The sequence below is a fragment of the Pseudomonas sp. CF161 genome (assembly GCF_000416215.1).
GTDB lineage: Bacteria > Pseudomonadota > Gammaproteobacteria > Pseudomonadales > Pseudomonadaceae > Aquipseudomonas.
Window position 1 is genome coordinate 135,346 of the sequence record NZ_ATLP01000032.1, and the last position, 16,626, is coordinate 151,971.

At 62.6% G+C, this 16,626-nt stretch carries 16 protein-coding genes and 1 pseudogene; 8 read left to right on the plus strand and 9 right to left on the minus strand.

Going from position 1 to position 16,626, the window contains the following annotated elements; all coding sequences use genetic code 11:
• Positions 1-8: 8 nt before the first annotated feature.
• Positions 9-674 carry a methionine ABC transporter permease gene (locus CF161_RS02760; protein ID WP_020295028.1) on the minus strand — a complete coding sequence of 222 codons (666 nt, stop codon included), beginning with the start codon at positions 672-674 and terminating at the stop codon, positions 9-11.
• Positions 674-1,681, minus strand: a complete 1,008-nt coding sequence (locus tag CF161_RS02765) for a methionine ABC transporter ATP-binding protein (protein WP_020295029.1) — start codon at positions 1,679-1,681, stop codon at positions 674-676. Before CF161_RS02765 ends, CF161_RS02760 begins: the two co-directional genes overlap by 1 nt.
• A gap of 270 nt (positions 1,682-1,951) precedes the next feature.
• On the opposite strand from CF161_RS02765, the gene katE reads away from it, so the two are divergent.
• Entirely contained in the window at positions 1,952-4,090 is a 2,139-nt protein-coding gene (gene katE, locus CF161_RS02770) for a catalase HPII (RefSeq protein ID WP_020295030.1), read from the plus strand.
• 77 nt (positions 4,091-4,167) lie between these two features.
• On the opposite strand, the gene CF161_RS02775 is transcribed toward katE, so the two are convergent.
• The 4 genes from CF161_RS02775 to zur are packed head-to-tail and all read right to left on the minus strand — an operon-like array spanning position 4,168 to position 6,976.
• Positions 4,168-4,887 (minus strand): PA5502 family lipoprotein, encoded by a 720-nt coding sequence (locus CF161_RS02775; protein WP_020295031.1) that lies wholly within the window; start codon positions 4,885-4,887, stop codon positions 4,168-4,170.
• Positions 4,888-4,924: 37 nt separating this feature from the next.
• Complete coding sequence (znuB, locus tag CF161_RS02780; protein ID WP_020295032.1) at positions 4,925-5,713, minus strand: zinc ABC transporter permease subunit ZnuB; 789 nt, start codon at positions 5,711-5,713, stop codon at positions 4,925-4,927.
• Positions 5,706-6,494 (minus strand): zinc ABC transporter ATP-binding protein ZnuC, encoded by a 789-nt coding sequence (gene znuC, locus CF161_RS02785; protein WP_020295033.1) that lies wholly within the window; start codon positions 6,492-6,494, stop codon positions 5,706-5,708. The genes znuB and znuC overlap by 8 nt, the downstream gene beginning before the upstream one ends.
• Positions 6,494-6,976, minus strand: a complete 483-nt coding sequence (gene zur / locus CF161_RS02790) for a zinc uptake transcriptional repressor Zur (RefSeq protein WP_020295034.1) — start codon at positions 6,974-6,976, stop codon at positions 6,494-6,496. Before zur ends, znuC begins: the two co-directional genes overlap by 1 nt.
• 57 nt (positions 6,977-7,033) lie before the next feature.
• On the opposite strand from zur, the gene CF161_RS02795 reads away from it, so the two are divergent.
• Positions 7,034-7,963 (plus strand): zinc ABC transporter substrate-binding protein ZnuA, encoded by a 930-nt coding sequence (locus CF161_RS02795; RefSeq protein WP_043228464.1) that lies wholly within the window; start codon positions 7,034-7,036, stop codon positions 7,961-7,963.
• A 63-nt stretch (positions 7,964-8,026) separates the two neighbouring features.
• Here CF161_RS02795 and CF161_RS02800 read toward each other — a convergent pair whose 3' ends face one another.
• Complete coding sequence (locus CF161_RS02800) at positions 8,027-8,977, minus strand: homoserine kinase (RefSeq protein ID WP_020295036.1); 951 nt, start codon at positions 8,975-8,977, stop codon at positions 8,027-8,029.
• Between the two features lie 61 nt (positions 8,978-9,038).
• Positions 9,039-9,326, minus strand: coding sequence for a DUF2782 domain-containing protein (locus CF161_RS02805; protein WP_020295037.1), 288 nt, complete (start codon positions 9,324-9,326; stop codon positions 9,039-9,041).
• 74 nt (positions 9,327-9,400) lie between these two features.
• Here CF161_RS02805 and polA point away from each other — a divergent pair, with 74 nt between their 5' ends.
• On the plus strand, positions 9,401-12,199 hold the full coding sequence (polA, locus tag CF161_RS02810) for a DNA polymerase I (RefSeq protein WP_020295038.1): 2,799 nt from the start codon (positions 9,401-9,403) through the stop codon (positions 12,197-12,199).
• 326 nt (positions 12,200-12,525) lie between these two features.
• Here polA and yihA read toward each other — a convergent pair whose 3' ends face one another.
• Positions 12,526-13,167 carry a ribosome biogenesis GTP-binding protein YihA/YsxC gene (gene yihA, locus CF161_RS02815; RefSeq protein ID WP_020295039.1) on the minus strand — a complete coding sequence of 214 codons (642 nt, stop codon included), beginning with the start codon at positions 13,165-13,167 and terminating at the stop codon, positions 12,526-12,528.
• A gap of 191 nt (positions 13,168-13,358) precedes the next feature.
• On the opposite strand from yihA, the gene CF161_RS02820 reads away from it, so the two are divergent.
• From CF161_RS02820 to CF161_RS02840, 5 genes and pseudogenes are all read left to right on the plus strand, one after another.
• Positions 13,359-13,649 (plus strand): cytochrome c5 family protein, encoded by a 291-nt coding sequence (locus tag CF161_RS02820; protein WP_020295040.1) that lies wholly within the window; start codon positions 13,359-13,361, stop codon positions 13,647-13,649.
• Positions 13,650-13,695: 46 nt separating this feature from the next.
• A complete protein-coding gene (locus CF161_RS02825; RefSeq protein ID WP_020295041.1) occupies positions 13,696-14,301 on the plus strand; it encodes a cytochrome c in 606 nt (201 codons plus the stop codon).
• Between the two features lie 198 nt (positions 14,302-14,499).
• On the plus strand, positions 14,500-15,129 hold the full coding sequence (locus CF161_RS02830) for a thiol:disulfide interchange protein DsbA/DsbL (RefSeq protein WP_020295042.1): 630 nt from the start codon (positions 14,500-14,502) through the stop codon (positions 15,127-15,129).
• 12 nt (positions 15,130-15,141) lie between these two features.
• On the plus strand, positions 15,142-16,020 hold the full coding sequence (locus CF161_RS02835; protein ID WP_020295043.1) for an endonuclease/exonuclease/phosphatase family protein: 879 nt from the start codon (positions 15,142-15,144) through the stop codon (positions 16,018-16,020).
• Positions 16,017-16,626, plus strand: a pseudogene (locus CF161_RS02840) (hypothetical protein); the annotation flags it as partial. The gene CF161_RS02835 and the pseudogene CF161_RS02840, both read left to right, overlap by 4 nt.

Here is a 16,626-nt window from a genome sequence, read left to right on the forward strand (position 1 = left end):
GCCATGCGTTATTTTCGGGAAAAATGCACCACCAGCTTATCGCCGACGGTCTGCAGAACTTGAACCAGCACCAGCAACAGGATCACCGTGACCACCATCACATCGGTCTGGAAGCGCTGGTAACCAAAGCGGATCGCCAGGTCGCCCAGACCGCCGGCACCCACCACCCCGGCCATGGCCGTGTAGGACACCAGGGTAATCGCGGTCACGGTAATGGCGGCAAAGATGCCGGGACGCGCTTCGGGCAGCAAGGCATTGGTAATGATCTGCCGGGTGGTGGCGCCCATGGCCTGGGTAGCCTCGATGATGCCGCGGTCGACTTCACGCAGGGCCGTCTCCACCAGCCGCGCAAAGAACGGCGTGGCCCCGACTACCAGCGGCGGGATGGCGCCGCCGACACCCAGCGAAGTGCCGGTGATCAGCACGGTGAACGGGATCATCACGATCAGCAAAATGATGAACGGCAGCGAGCGCAGGATATTCACGATCAGCGACAGCAAGGCATACACCGACTTCTGCTCCAGCAGCTGCCGTGGGCTGCACAGAAACAGCAGCACGCCCAGGGGCAGGCCAAGCAGCACGGTGAACAGCAGCGAGCCGCCGAGCATCATCAGGGTGTCGCCGGTGGCCAGCCAGATTTCAAACCAGTCGATATTGGCGAAGAAAGCATCCATCAGCGCAGCACCTCCATATGCACATCGGCCGCGGTGAAGCGGGCAAAGGCCGCTTCCATGTCACCGCCGGTCACGGCCAGGGTCAGTTGCCCATAAGGGGTGTCTTTGATGCGGTCGATGCGTCCAGCGAGGATGCTGTAGTCGACCCCGGTCTCGCGGGCCACGGTGCCCAGCAGCGGCGCGTAGGTGGCGTCGCCCTGGAAGGTCAGGCGCACGATGCGCCCCGGCACGTGGGCGAAATCGTCGCGCTGCTCGTTTTCGTCGATCTGCTCGTTTTCCTGGACGAAACGCTTGGTGGTCGGGTGCTTGGGGTGCAGGAACACATCGGCCACCGCACCTTGCTCGACGATCACGCCGGCATCCATCACCGCCACCTGGTCGCAGACGCGGCGGATCACGTCCATTTCATGGGTGATCAGCACGATGGTCAGGTTCAGCTCGCGGTTGATCTCGGCCAGCAGTTGCAGGACCGACGCCGTGGTTTGCGGGTCCAGGGCGCTGGTGGCTTCGTCGCAGAGCAGGATTTTCGGCTTGGTGGCCAGGGCGCGGGCGATGCCGACGCGCTGCTTCTGGCCTCCGGAAAGCTGGGCCGGGTACTTCTTGGCGTGATCGGCGAGGCCGACGCGATCCAGCAGTTCGGCGACCCGTTTGTCGATCTCGTTGCGGGGCATTTCGCCGGCCAGGGTCAGGGGCAAGGCCACGTTGTCGGCCACGGTCTTGGACGCCAGCAGGTTGAAGTGCTGGAAAATCATCCCGACCTGCTGGCGGAAGCGCCGCAGGCCATAGGCGTTGAGCAGGGTGACCGCCTCGCCGTCGACGATGATTTCGCCGCCGCTGGGGTTTTCCAGGCGGTTGATCAGGCGCAGCAGGGTACTTTTGCCCGCGCCGGAGTGGCCGATGATGCCGAACACCTGGCCTTCCTCGACACGCAGATTGGTCGAATGCAGGGCGGGAATATCCTTACCGGCGACCCGGTAGGTTTTATGGACGTCTTGAAACTCGATCACGTAGCGAACCTTGTGGGGCGCGTTGGAAAAAGGGTCAGCGGTTAGCCGGGCGCGCATTTTAGCCTGTCCGTATAGAGGTTCTTAGCATTTATTTCTTATTCATCCTTCGATTTGGCAATAACGCGATCAAAGGTCATAAAAAAGGAACGGCCACAGCGGCTCGCCAGTCACTACTTAAGCAACTCGAAAGCTCCCAGGTGCCGTGCCTGGGGACCTTGCTCATGAAACCCAGGCCTGCTGGGGATTCGCAAAACGAGGAGTTTTTGTCTGATGAGTACCAAGAAGCCAAGCCCATCAAAAAGCCAGCTGGCCGGGACCGACACCCTGGATCGGGGCAACACCAACAGCAAGCTGCAAAGCCTGGAAGCCTTTCGCTCGGACGCCACCGAGCAAGCCCTGCGCACCAACCAGGGGGTCAAGGTCGCCGATAACCAGAACACCCTGAAGGCCGGCGCCCGCGGGCCTTCGCTGCTGGAAGACTTCATCATGCGTGAGAAAATCACGCACTTTGACCATGAGCGCATTCCGGAGCGCATCGTCCACGCCCGCGGCGTCGGTGCCCATGGCTACTTTCAGACCTACGACAACCATTCGGCCCTGACCAAGGCCGGTTTCCTGCGGGACCCGGGGAAGAAAACCCCGGTTTTCGTGCGGTTCTCGACGGTCCAGGGCCCCCGCGGCTCGGGCGATACCGTACGTGACGTGCGTGGTTTTGCCGTGAAGTTCTTCACCGACGAGGGCAACTTCGACCTGGTGGGCAACAACATGCCGGTGTTCTTCATCCAGGATGCGATCAAGTTTCCGGACTTCGTGCACGCGGTAAAACCCGAGCCGCACAACGAGATACCCACTGGCGGTTCGGCCCACGATACGTTCTGGGATTTCGTCTCGCTGCAGCCGGAGTCGGCGCACATGGTGATCTGGGCCATGTCCGACCGCGCCATCCCGAAAAGCCTGCGCACCATGCAAGGCTTTGGCGTGCACACCTTTCGCCTGGTGAATGCCGAGGGCCAGTCCAACTTCGTCAAGTTCCACTGGCGTCCGACTGCGGGCACGTGCTCCCTGGTCTGGGACGAGGCGCAGAAGCTGGCGGGCAAGGACACCGACTTCCACCGGCGTGACCTCTGGGAATCGATCGAAGGCGGCGACTATCCGGAATGGGAGTTCGGCGTACAGATCATTGCCGAGGAAGACGAGCACAACTTCGACTTCGACATCCTCGACCCGACCAAGCTGATTCCCGAAGAGCTGGTGCCGATCACGCCCCTGGGCAAGATGGTGCTCAACCGCAACCCGGACAACTACTTTGCCGAGACCGAGCAGGTGGCGTTCTGTCCCGGGCATATCGTGCCGGGCATCGACTTCTCCAATGACCCGCTGCTCCAGGGTCGGCTGTTTTCCTACACCGATACCCAGATCAGTCGCCTGGGTGGCCCGAACTTTCACGAGCTGCCGATCAACCGTCCGGTCACGCCGTTTCATAACGGCCAGCGCGATGCCATGCACCGCACCACCATCGACAAGGGGCGCGCCTCCTACGAGCCGAACTCGATCGACGGCGGCTGGCCCCGGGAGACGCCACCTGCGGCCCAGGATGGCGGTTTCGAGAGCTATAACGAGCGCATCGACGCGCACAAGATCCGCGAACGCAGCGAATCCTTCAGCGATCACTTCTCCCAGGCGCGGCTGTTCTTCAAGAGCATGAGCGCCCACGAGCAGGAACACATCATTGCGGCCTACAGCTTCGAGCTGGGCAAGGTCGAGCGTCAGTGGATCCGCGAGCGCCAGGTCAACGAGATCCTGGCCAATATCGACCTGGGCCTGGCTGCACGGGTCGCCGAGAACCTCGGCCTGCCGGCACCCAAGGCCGGTACCGTCGGCGTGCCCGAGCCGGCTTTGGATCGCTCGCCGGCCCTGAGCCAGGCCAACCTGCTGTCAGGGGATATAAAAACCCGGAAAGTCGCGATCCTGGCGGCCAATGGCGTCGATGGTGCGGCGATCGCCGCGATCAAGAAGGCCCTCGAAGAGGCCGGTGCCCACGCCAAATTGCTCGGCCCGACTTCGGCGCCGGTGACCACGGCCGATGGCAAGAGCCTGGCGGTGGATGCGTCGATGGAAGGCTTGCCGTCAGTGGCCTTTGACGCCGTATTCGTGCCCGGCGGTGCCAAGTCGATCCAGGCCCTGAGTGGCGATGGCGTGGCCCTGCATTACCTGCTGGAAGCCTACAAGCACCTCAAGGCGATTGCCCTGAGTGGCGAGGCCAAGCAGTTGCTGGATGTGCTGAAGCTGGAGGCCGATGCGGGCCTGATCGTCGGGGGCGATGCCAAGGCGATCAAGGCGTTTTTCGCGGCGATTGCCCAGCACCGGGTCTGGGCGCGGGAGCCCAAGGCCAAGGCCATTCCGGCCTGAGCTGACTGCAGCGCTGTCGCCGGCCCGACGACTCCAGCAGGAGCCGTCGGGCCGGTGCTTGAGGTGGGCGCCTGAGGTTATTGGGCCTTGCGTGGGCTCAGGACGATCTGCGCGGGGATGTGGCGCAGGATCTGCCGTTTGATCTGCAGATCGAAACCGGCATCGAGTTTCTTCACCCGTTTGCTGAGCAACGTCGCCAGCCAGGGGTAATCTTCGGTGCGCGGGGCCTGGATGCTGACGTCACACTGATAATTCACCACATCGCTGGCGATCGCGTCGAGTTGACGCCGCATTTGCCGAATATCCTTCAGGTTCAGCGCAACGGTGGTGCTTTCGGCTGTCGGGTCGATCACCTTGGCCGCAGGCTTGGCTTCGGCGGCTTTCAGCGCGGCTTCGGCCTGCTCCAGTTCGGCCTTGCGGGCGTGGGCGATGGCGTTGTTGACGCCGCCGGTGAGGGCCGGTGCCTTCGGCATCAGCGCCCGGGCGCGGCTCAGCGCGGTCGCGGCGGCATTGACGTCACCCTTTTGCAGCACGATCTGGCTGCGCTGCAGGTAGGCTTCGGCCAATTGCCGCTGGTAGGGCTCCAACTGCGGGTCGTTGGGCGACTGGGCCTGCAACGCGGCGAGTTGATCCTCGGCGGTGGCCAGCTCACTGCTGGCGATGTTTTGTTGCAGCTGCGCGATCGCCGTGGCCCGTGCGTCGGGGACCTCGGTGGCCGCCGGCGGCGTGCTTTGGCAAGCGCCCAGTAGCAGGGAAAATGCGACAAGGAGCAGATAACGGGAGGCGAACGGCTTCATTCCTGCGACTCTCTAATTGCGCAAAAAACGAGCAAGTCTACACCCCTCGACGGGGCAGGACAAAACTCAGCAGAAACAGCGCGGCGGCAGTGACCACAATCGAGGGTCCGGCGGGGGTGTCCTTGAACCAGGACAATGCCAGCCCGCCGCACACCGCGAGCATGCCCAGCAGGCTGGCGCCGAGGGCCATCTGCTCCGGCGAGCGGGCGTGGCGCTGGGCGGCGGCGGCCGGGATGATCAACAGCGACGTGATCAGCAAGACCCCGACAATCTTCATCGCGACCGCGATCACCACGGCGATCAGCAGCATCAGCACCAGGCGCAACGCCGCTACCGGCAAGCCTTCGACCCGGGCCAGCTCTTCGTGCACGGTCACCGCCAGCAGCGGTCGCCACAGGGCAACCAGCAACAGCAACACCAGGGCGCTGCCACCGAGGATCCAGCCCAGGTCGCCGGGGCTGATCGCCAACAGGTCGCCGAACAGGTAGGCCATCAGGTCGATCCGCACCTCATGCATGAAGCTTAGTACCACCAGCCCCAGGGACAGGGTGCTGGGCGCGAGAATCCCCAACAGGGTGTCGGACGCCAGTGGCTGGCGCTGTTGCAGCGTGACCAGGAGCACGGCCAGCAGCAGGCAGCCGACGGTCACCGCGACGGTCGGGCTGACATCCAGTAGAAAGCCCAGGGCCACGCCAAGCAGGGCGGCGTGGGACAGGGTGTCGCCGAAATACGCCATGCGCCGCCAGACCACGAACGAACCCAGGGGGCCGGCGACCAGTGCCAGAGCGAGACCTGCAAGCAGGGCGTAGAGCAGAAAATCAGCCATGCTTGCAGCTTTCTCCATGGACATGAACGTGGCCTGCGGCGGCCTCGGTGGTGACCACCGACCCGTGCAGGTCATGGGCGTGGTCGTGGTGGTGGTGATAGATCGCCAGGCTTTGCGCGTTCTTGCCGAACAGTTCGACGAAGGCCGGGTCGCCGCTGACTTGCTCGGGGTGCCCGGAGCAGCAGACGTGACGGTTGAGGCACACCACCTGGTCCGTGGTGCTCATCACCAGGTGCAGGTCGTGGGAGACCATCAGTACCCCGCAGCCGTGGCGGTCGCGCAGGCGGGTGATCAGGCTGTACAGCTCGGCCTGGCCGGCGACATCGACGCCCTGCACCGGCTCGTCCAGCACCAGCAGTTCGGGCTCGCGCAGCAGGGCCCGGGCCAGCAGCACGCGCTGCATTTCGCCCCCGGAAACACTCTGCACCGGGCTGTCGATCACGTGTTCGGCGCCGACTTCCTTGAGCGCGGCCAGGGCCCGTGGGCGGTCCACCCCCGGTACCAGGCGCAGGAAGCGCAAGACCGACAGCGGCAAGGTCGGGTCGACATGGAGTTTTTGCGGCATGTAGCCCACGCGCAGCTTGGGCTTGCGCCAGACCGTGCCGCTGTCGGGCTTGAGCAGACCGAGCACGGCCCGCACCAGGGTGGTCTTGCCGGCGCCGTTAGGGCCGATCAGGGTCACGATCTGCCCCGGCTCGACGCTGAGCTGGATATTGTCCAGTACGTTCTGCCCGGCAAAGGTCACGGCGACCTGATCGAGGCGAATCAGCGCAGTGCTCATCAAGCCCCCTGGCAGCCCGAGCACAGACCGACGACTTCGACGGTCTGGCCTTCGACGATAAAGCCGACATCGCGGGCGCTGCTGACAATGGCGTCGCTGATGCTGGCTTGTTCAAGTTCGATGGCTGCGTGGCATTCGCGGCAAATCAGGAACTGGCCCTGGTGCGCATGCTCCGGGTGGTTGCAGCCGACAAAGGCATTGAGCGAGGCGATGCGGTGTACCAGGCCGTTTTCCAGAAGGAAATCCAGGGCGCGGTACACGGTGGGCGGCGCGGCGCGGCGGCCGTCCTGCTCGCTGAGCACCGCGAGGATGTCGTAGGCGCCCAGTGGCTTGTGGCTTTGCCACACCAGTTCCAGCACCCGCCGCCGCAGGGCGGTCAGGCGCAGGCCTTGCCGGGCGCACAGGGCGTCGGCCTCAGACAGTGCGCTGTGCACGCAATGAGAGTGGTCGTGGGGACGGCTGGCGAGCGGTGTTTTAGGCATGAGCGGCGACGATAGTTGTGAGAGACGTTATTATGTTACCTGTTCTCGCCTCCTCGAGTGGTCATCGTGTCCCGACTTTTTGCCCTTTTTGTCGCTTTTACCGTCAACCTGTTCGCGATCGGCGCTGCCCAGGCCGAAGTTCAGGTGCTGACCAGCATCAAACCCTTGCAGTTGATTGCCGCTGCGGTGCAGGACGGCGTGGCCGTTCCCGAAGTGCTGCTGCCGCCTGGCGCCTCGCCGCACAACTATGCGTTGCGCCCGTCGGATGTGCGCAAGGTGCAGTCGGTCGACCTGCTGTACTGGATTGGTCCGGACATGGAGGGGTTCCTGCCACGGGTGCTCAAGGGCCGGACCCTGCCATCCGTGGCGCTTCAGGATATTCCCGGGCTCAAACTTCGCCGATTTGCCGAAGATAGCCACTCCCACGCCGAAGATGCCGACGAACACGACCACGATCATCGCCCCGGCAGCCTGGATGCCCACCTCTGGCTTTCCCCGGTCAACGCCCGCGTGATCGCCGCGCGCATGGCCGCCGACCTGAGCGCCGCGGACCCGGCCAATGCCGCGCGCTATCAGAGCAACCTCAACGCCTTCGAAGGCCGCCTGGACGCCCTGGACGCACGTCTGAAGCAGCGCCTGGCGGGCATCGCCGGCAAGCCCTATTTCGTGTTCCACGAAGCGTTCGATTATTTCGAGGACGCCTACGGCCTCAAACACACAGGCGTGTTCAGCGTCGCGGCGGAAGTGCAGCCCGGTGCGCAGCACGTTGCGGCGATGCGCACGCGCTTGCAGGAAGTGGGCAAGACCTGCGTATTCAGCGAGCCGCCGCTACGCCCGCGGCTGGCGGAAACCCTGATCGCCGGGCTGCCGGTGAAGCTGGCAGAGCTGGATGCCTTGGGCGGCTACACACCCGCCACTGCCCAAGGTTATGAGCAGGTGCTGGAAAAGCTCGGCAATGACCTGGCGGGTTGCCTGGAGTCGCTGTAAACAGCCTGCCGGAGGCAAGCACCCGCCTTGTGTGGGAGGGCGCAAGCTCCCTCCCATCGCGGGTTAGAACGCGAAAGGCAGTGGAGTATCGACGCTCTGGCGCTGCGCCAGGCGTTGCTGAAACTCCATCGGGTCGTGAATCAGCACGTCCTGCCCGGCAAAGGATTCGGCGGCGATCAGTCGTGACAGCCAGAACCGCACGCAGGCCACGCGCAACAGGGTCGGCCACACTTGAGCTTCGGCTGCGCTGAAGGGACGCAGGGCGGCATAGGCCCCGAGCAGGGCCCGAGCGCGAGGGCCGTCGATCACACCTTCGTCGTCCGAACACCAGTCGTTCAGGGCAATCGCCACGTCATACAGCATCGGGCCGGAGCAGGCGTTGTAGAAGTCGATCAGCCCGGTGAGGTGGGTGCCTTCGAACATCGCATTGTCGCGAAACAGGTCGGCATGGATGTTCGCCCTGGGCAGCGCCAGGATCTTTTCCTTCTGCTCAGTGATTTCATCCAGCGCCCGCTGCAGCAGTTCACGTGCATCGTCCGGCAGATGGGACAGCAACTGGTTGCCATGTTCCTGCATCCAGTCCAGCCCGCGATCGGTCTTGCGCTTGATCATGTTGTCTTTGGTGGCCAGGTGCAGATGCCCCAGCAGTTCGCCGACCTGTGCGCAGTGTTGGGCGTTGGCCTGCTTGATATGCTTGCCGGCCAGGCGCGGCTGCAGCAGTGCAGGTTTGCCGGCCAGCTCGCGCAGGGCCTGGCCGTCGGTGGTGCGCAGCGCGTACGGCACTGGCAAATCGGCGTTGTGCAGGACGTCCAGCAGTTCGATGAAGAACGGCATTTCCTGGACTGGACCGCGCTCGACCAGGGTCAGGACAAACTCGCCCTGCTCCAGGCTGATGAAGAAATTGGTGTTTTCGCTACCAGCGGCGATTCCCTGGAAATCAAGCAGACGGCCGAGCCCGTAAGGGGCGAGAAAGGTTTCCAGCTCGGGCCGAGCCAGGGGGGTGAACACAGACATGGTTAAAACTGCCAGTACGGGCGCGGCTGGGCAGCCAGCGCCGATTAAAGTTGAGAGCGTTTTACCACTCGAAAATTTTCCACGCCGGGATCAGCATATCCGGCTGATCCGAGCGGATGAAGTTGCCATCCGAGCCATCGGCACGTACCAGAAAGTACGGTTTGCCGCCCTTTGGCGTGATCTTGATGGCGTACAGGAAACCGTTTTGGCGGTATTCCTGAATGGTCTTGTCGCCTTCCGTGCGAATGGTGACGTCCGGATCCGCTGATGGCGCGTCCTCTGCCGCGATTACTGCCAATGGTGTCACTGCAATCAAGCTGGCCAGCAGCAAGCGATTTAGTGTGCGCATGATAACCTTGTCCCTTTGTCGTCAACGGTCCCGCTATTCTAGCGCCGGACCCGCCGAAAAGGTTGATCCTGCTCATGAGCCAAGCCCCCCTCGTCCTGGTGGACGGTTCGTCTTACCTGTACCGCGCGTTCCACGCCCTGCCCCCGCTGACTACGTCCAAAGGCCTGCCGACTGGCGCGGTCAAGGGCGTGCTGAACATGCTCAAAAGTCTGCGCAGGCAGTACCCAAACAGCCCGTTCGCGGTGGTGTTCGACGCCAAGGGTGGGACCTTTCGCGATGACATGTACGCCGAGTACAAGGCCAACCGCCCAAGCATGCCCGACGACATGCGGGTGCAGATCGAGCCCTTGCATGCCAGCGTGATTGCCCTGGGGTTCCCGCTGTTGTGCGTCGAAGGGGTCGAGGCCGACGATGTGATCGGCACCCTGGCCCGCAGCAGTGCCGCGGCCGACCGCCCGGTGGTGATCTCCACCGGCGACAAAGACATGGCACAGCTGGTGGACGGGCACATTACTCTGGTCAACACCATGACCGGTAGCAGCATGGACGTGGAGGGCGTGAAGGAGAAATTCGGTGTCGCTCCCGAGCAGATCATCGATTACCTGGCGCTGATGGGCGACTCTTCCGACAACATCCCGGGTGTTCCGGGTATCGGCCCCAAGACCGCTTCGGGGCTGTTGGTGGGGGTCAATGGCGGGCTCAAAGAGCTCTACGAGCAGCTGGATATTGTGCCGACCCTGCCGATTCGGGGGGCCAAGACCCTGCCGGCCAAGCTCGAAGAGCATAAGGAAATGGCGTTCCTGTCCTACCAGCTGGCGACCATCAAGATCGACGTGCCGCTGGATGTCGGCCTGGACGACCTGCACCTGGGTGAGCCGGACCGCGAAAAACTGGCCGAGCTCTACAGCCTGCTGGAATTCAAGAGCTGGCTCGATGAGCTGCAACGCGATGCCAAGCGCACCGAGCTCAGCGCCGCAGCCCAGACAGACCTGCTGGCCGAAGCACCGGTCGCCGAGGTCGAAGCTGCGGTTCCCGTCGAAGCGCAGTACGAAACCATCCTCGACCAGGCTCGATTCGATGTCTGGCTGGAGAAACTGCGCAACGCCGAGCTGATCGCCTTTGATACCGAAACCACCGGCATCGACGCGCAGCAAGCGCAGTTGGTGGGGTTGTCGTTTGCGGTGAAGGCCAATGAAGCGGCCTACATTCCGTTGACCCATACCTACATTGGCGTGCCTGAGCAGTTGGATCGCGACCGCGTGCTGCTGGCCTTGAAGCCGATTCTGGAAGATCCGGCCAAGCTCAAGGTCGGTCAACATGCCAAATTCGACATGAACATCCTGGCCAATTGCGCCATCGGTGGCGATCAGGCCAACGGCATCACGGTGCGCGGCGTCGCCTTCGACACCATGCTTGAGTCCTATGTGCTCAACTCCACCGCCACCCGGCACGACATGGACAGCCTGGCCCAGAAGTACCTGGACCACAGCACCGTGAGCTTCCAGGACATCGCCGGCAAAGGCGCCAAGCAGCTGACCTTCGATCAGATCGCCCTCGAACAGGCCGGCCCTTACGCCGCCGAAGACGCCGATGTGACCCTGCGCCTGCACCAGGCCCTGCACCAGAAACTGGCCGCGATCCCGAGCCTGGCGAGTGTCTTGACCGATATCGAAATGCCGCTGGTGCCGGTCCTGGCCCGCATCGAGCGCCAGGGCGCGTTGGTTGATGCCGCCCTGCTGGGGGTGCAGAGCATCGAGCTGGGCGAGAAGATGATCGCCCTGGAGCGTGAAGCCTTCGAGATCGCCGGCGAAGAGTTCAACCTGGGTTCGCCCAAGCAGTTGGGTGCGATCCTCTACGAAAAACTCGGCCTGCCGGTGCTGAAGAAAACCGCCAAGGGCCAGCCTTCGACCGCCGAAGAGGTGCTGGCCAAACTGGCCGAGGATGACTACCCGCTGCCCAAGGTGCTGACCCAGTACCGTTCCATGAGCAAGCTGAAAAGCACCTACACCGACCGCCTGCCGGAGCAGATCAACCCGCGTACCGGGCGGATTCACACTTCTTATCACCAGGCCGTGGCGTCCACCGGTCGTTTGTCGTCCAGCGATCCGAACCTGCAGAACATCCCGGTGCGTACGGCCGAGGGGCGGCGAATCCGTCAGGCCTTCATCGCCCCGGCCGGCTACAAACTGCTGGCGGCGGACTATTCGCAGATCGAGCTGCGGATCATGGCTCACCTGTCCAAGGACGAGGGGTTGCTCAACGCCTTCCGCAACAACCTCGATGTGCATACGGCCACGGCTGCCGAAGTGTTCCGGGTTGAGCTGGCGGATGTGTCCTCGGATCAGCGGCGCAGCGCCAAGGCCATCAACTTCGGCCTGATCTACGGCATGGGCGCGCAGAAGCTCGGCAAGGACATCGGCGTCGATACCAAGCAGGCCAAGGCTTATATCGATACCTACTTCGCCCGTTACCCCGGGGTGCGCGAGTACATGGACCGCACCCGCGCTCAGGCTGCGGACCAGGGCTACGTCGAAACCTTCTTCGGTCGCCGCCTGTACCTGCCGGAGATCAATTCCAACAAGCCTCAGGAACGTGCTGCCGCCGAGCGCACCGCAATCAACGCGCCGATGCAGGGCACGGCGGCGGACATCATCAAGAAAGCCATGGTGGCGGTGGACAACTGGCTTGCCGACTCGGGGTTGGATGCCCGGGTGATCCTGCAGGTACACGATGAACTGGTGCTGGAAGTGCGCGAGGACCTGGTGGAGCAGGTCAGCCAGGAAATCCGGGTGCGCATGAGCGGTGCCGCGGTTCTGGATGTGCCGCTTCTGGTTGAAGTGGGTGTGGGAAACAACTGGGATGAGGCCCACTAAGGGGCGTTTTTCGGGGTCTTTGCCGCGGCATAGTGTCGCGGCAAAGGCTGGCGAAGGGCTATTAGCACCGAAAATTTCATGGGTTATCGCCAAGAGTTTTTTGGCCTGCCCGGAACTATTTCGGTGAAACGCTACTCAGAGTTACTGAATGGCTGGTGAAGCCCTTCAATGCTCCTATGTTGTGTTAAGTGTTGGCAGATATCTGGACCCCGCCCTAACGGTCCGGACCTTAGACCCCGAACTTCCCCCTCCCCATACGAAGTCCGGGGTTTTTTTTGCCTGCAGGAAACTGCCCGTCTACCTCACAGGCAGCCCCCACCGGCCTTTCAGGCCTCGACTTCAGCGCCCTTGTCGGCCAATTCCATCCAGTCCGCCAGTACGGTGTAGGCCTCTTCCAGGCCCATGCGCTTGGGCGCCGAAAAGAGCTGGATGCTGATGCTGTCGCCCCAGCCTTTGCGGATATCGGCCTGGACCTTGAGCAGGGTGTTCTTGGCCGCGCCGTAGGTCAGCTTGTCGGCCTTGGTCAGCAGAATGTGCATCGGCATGCCGCTGGCCATGGTCCAGTCGAGCATCAGTAGGTCGAAGTCGGTCATTGGATGACGGATATCCATCATCAAAATCAAGCCCTTCAAGCTCTCGCGGCTGCCCAGGTAGGCTTCCAGGTGGCGCTGCCAATGCAGCTTGAGCGGGATCGGCACCTTGGCATAACCGTAGCCCGGCAGGTCGACCAGACGGCGTTCATCGTCTAGCTTGAAGAAGTTCAACAGCTGTGTGCGCCCTGGAGTTTTCGAGGTGCGCGCCAGGCTGGCGTGGGTCAGGGTGTTCAGGGCGCTGGATTTGCCGGCGTTGGAACGCCCGGCAAAGGCCACTTCAAAGCCTTCGTCGTCGGGGCATTGATCGACTTTGGCGGCGCTGAGCATGAAGGTGGACTGTTGGCACAGGCCGAGAATGGGGTTTTTCAGTTGCATGGGATTTCCGATAGGGGCGGTGCCGAGAATGGGTGCGGCAAGCAGTTCATTTCCGTTTCAGTAGCGCCAGTATATAATGTCGCAGATTTTGTGTGTGCTTTGTCCCGGCGTAGGATGAAGTTCACGAGAGCGATAGACCTTGATTGCGCATTAGAACGCAGAACGCTCTCAAACCCTGAAAAGGTCGTTTTATGACGAAGTGGCTGCTAGCTGCCGGTGTCTTGATGCCGCTTTACAGCGCTCAGGCTACACAGGATCCGGAAGCCATGTACAACCGTGCTTGTGGTGCCTGCCATGCCGGACAACTGCCAAACGCTCCCCAAAAGGGTGACAAGGCAGCTTGGGCGCCGAGGTTGGCGCAAGGTATGGAGACGCTGGTGCAACACGTGACCCAGGGTTTCAAGGCGATGCCGCCGCGTGGTTTGTGCATGGAATGCAGTGCCGAGGATTACCGAGCCATCATCCATTGGATGAGCGAGTGATCCCGGTCCATAACTCTTTAACCCTTAGCCGTAGTTGGATTAGCTGATGAACAAATTGATCGTGAGTCTGCTGTTGACCTTGGGCATCACGGGCGTGGCCCATGCTGCGGGCGACGCTGCTGCAGGCCAGGCAAAAGCCGCTGTATGTGGTGCTTGCCATGGTCCGGATGGGAACAGCATGGCGCCTAACTTTCCAAAACTGGCGGGTCAGGGTGAGCGTTACCTGAACAAGCAGTTGCACGACATCAAGTCCGGAAAGCGTCAGGTGCTGGAAATGACTGGCCTGCTGACCAACCTGAGCGATCAGGACCTGGCTGACATCGCCGCCTACTTCGCCAGCCAGAAAGGCAGCGTCGGTGCGGCCGATCCCAAGGTCGTGGCTCGCGGCGAAGAACTGTTCCGCGGCGGCAAGCTGGACCAGGGTATGCCAGCCTGCACCGGTTGCCACTCGCCAAACGGCACGGGCAACGCTGCAGCCGGCTTCCCGCACCTGGGTGGTCAGCACGCTCAATACGTGACCAAGCAGCTGACCGACTTCCGTGAAGGCAATCGCACCAACGACGGCGACACCATGGTCATGCGCAGCATCGCGGCCAAGCTCAGCAACAAGGACATCGAAGCGGTGTCCAGCTACATTCAAGGCCTGCACTAAGGCCGGCGCGATCGAACGATGCCCGGGCGGTTGCTGTTGGCAGCGTTAATGATCGATTAATCTGTCGGTGCAAAGATAAAGGGTGGCTCAGGCCGCCCTTTTTTATGGCGTCTGCCGCTACACTAGCGAACTCAAGCCCGCCATGGCCTGTCTGAACTCAGGTCGCGCGAGGCGCCCTTATTTGTTCAGGAGTAAAGCATGCGTAATCTGATTCTGAGCGCCGCTCTCGTCACCGCCAGCCTGTTTGGCGTGACCGCTCAAGCCGCCGAGCCGATTGTTGCCGGTAAACAATATGTCGAGCTGAGCAACGCGGTTCCGGTTGCGGTGCCTGGAAAGATCGAAGTGGTCGAGCTGTTCTGGTACGGCTGCCCACACTGCTACGCCTTCGAACCGACCATCAACCCATGGGTTGAAAAGCTGCCGGCCGACGTCAATTTTGTCCGCATTCCCGCCATGTTCGGCGGTATCTGGAACGTCCACGGCCAGCTGTTCATCACCCTGGAAGCCATGGGTGTCGAGCACAGCGTCCACAAAGCTGTTTTCGAAGCCATTCATAGCGGCAAGAAACTGGCGACCCCTGAAGAAATGGCCGAGTTCCTGGTCGGCGAAGGTGTCGACAAAGACAAGTTCCTGAGCACCTACAACTCGTTCGCCGTCAAAGGCAAGGTTGAAGACGCCAAGAAGAAGGCCCAGGCCTACCAGATCTCCGGCGTACCAACCATGGTCGTCAACGGCAAGTATCGCTTTGACCTGGGCAGTGCCGAAGGTCCTGAAGGTGCCTTGAACGTCGCTGACCAGCTGATCGCCAAAGAGCGAGCGGCCAAGTAAGCGGCGCCTGCCATGGCGCGCTGGGGCACTGAACGCATCGTTGGCCTGCACGACCCGCAGGTCAACGAAGACCATCTGGCAGCGACCGGCCTGCCGGCCGACAGTCGCCTGCGTTTGCTCAGTTTCAATATCCAGGTCGGTATCAGCACCGAACGCTACCGGCATTATCTGACCCGTGGCTGGCAGCACCTGCTGCCGCACACCGGGCGTGCCGACAATCTGCAAAAGATCGGCAACCTGCTGGGCGATTTCGACCTGGTGGCGCTGCAGGAAGCCGATGGCGGCAGCCTGCGATCCGGCTATATCAACCAGGTCGAACACCTGGCCCAGCTGGGCGCGTTCCCCTACTGGTATCAACAGCTCAACCGCAACCTGGGGCGTCTCGGCCAGCACAGCAATGGTGTGCTCAGCCGCTTGAAACCCTGGGCGATTGAAGACCACCCGTTGCCCGGGCCCAAGGGGCGCGGCGCGATTCTCGTGCGTTTTGGCGAGGGTCCCGAAGCGTTGGTGGTGGTGATGATGCACCTGGCTCTGGGCGCTCGCGCCCGCACCCGGCAATTGGCCTATATCCGCGAGTTGATCGGCGGCTATCGGCATCAGGTGCTGATGGGCGACATGAATACCCACGCCAGCGATCTGCTGGAAAGTTCTCCGCTGCGCGACCTGGGCCTGCTGGCCCCGCAACTGCAAGCGACCTTTCCCAGCTGGCGCCCGCAACGCTGCCTTGACCATATTCTGCTCAGCCCCAGCCTCACTCTGGAGCGTGTCGAGGTCCTGGCCCAACCGATTTCCGATCACCTGCCGGTCGCGGTAGAGATTCGTCTGCCGGGTTCGCTCACGGCTGATGCATTGCCCGCGTTGAGTCCTGCCCCTCGCGGATCCCATGAATGAGCGACGACGCACAGCGCTGGAAAGAGAAGTACCTCAAAAGCATTGAACAACAGGAAAAGCTCGAGCGACGCTGGGATGCCCGCCTCGACTTGCTGCGCCGTGGGCTGGTGCGCAGCACCCTGGCGGCGGAGGGTACGGATCGCGCGGTCGATCAGTGCATGAAGGAAATGCGCGACGTGGTGCGCAGCGACGATATGGACGCCGCCCTGGCCGCCCTGTTGCCGCGCCTGGAAAAAGCGGTGCTCGACTCCGAGCAGCGGCGCGAGACCCGCGTCGAGCAGATGAGCAGCGCGCTGACGGCGTTGGTCGCTCAACTCCAGACTCTGCCATTGCCCCGTGAGGTTCGCCGACCGCTGAAGGCGTTCGCCAAGCAATTGGACGGTCGGGTTGGGCAGGCACGGGAAATTCCATTGCTGCTCAGCGAGCTGAGCAATTTGCAGGGCAAGGCGCTGAGCCAATTGGATGCGCCGGCCGAGCCGGAGCGTCCGGGCCTGCTGCAACGCCTGTTTGGCCATCGCGATGCCCAGCCAGAGGGCACAGAGCCCGCGCCGCAAAGCCCGGCACAGGCGGCGCCCGAGGCGGGTCCGGTGGCCAGCGAGATCGAGC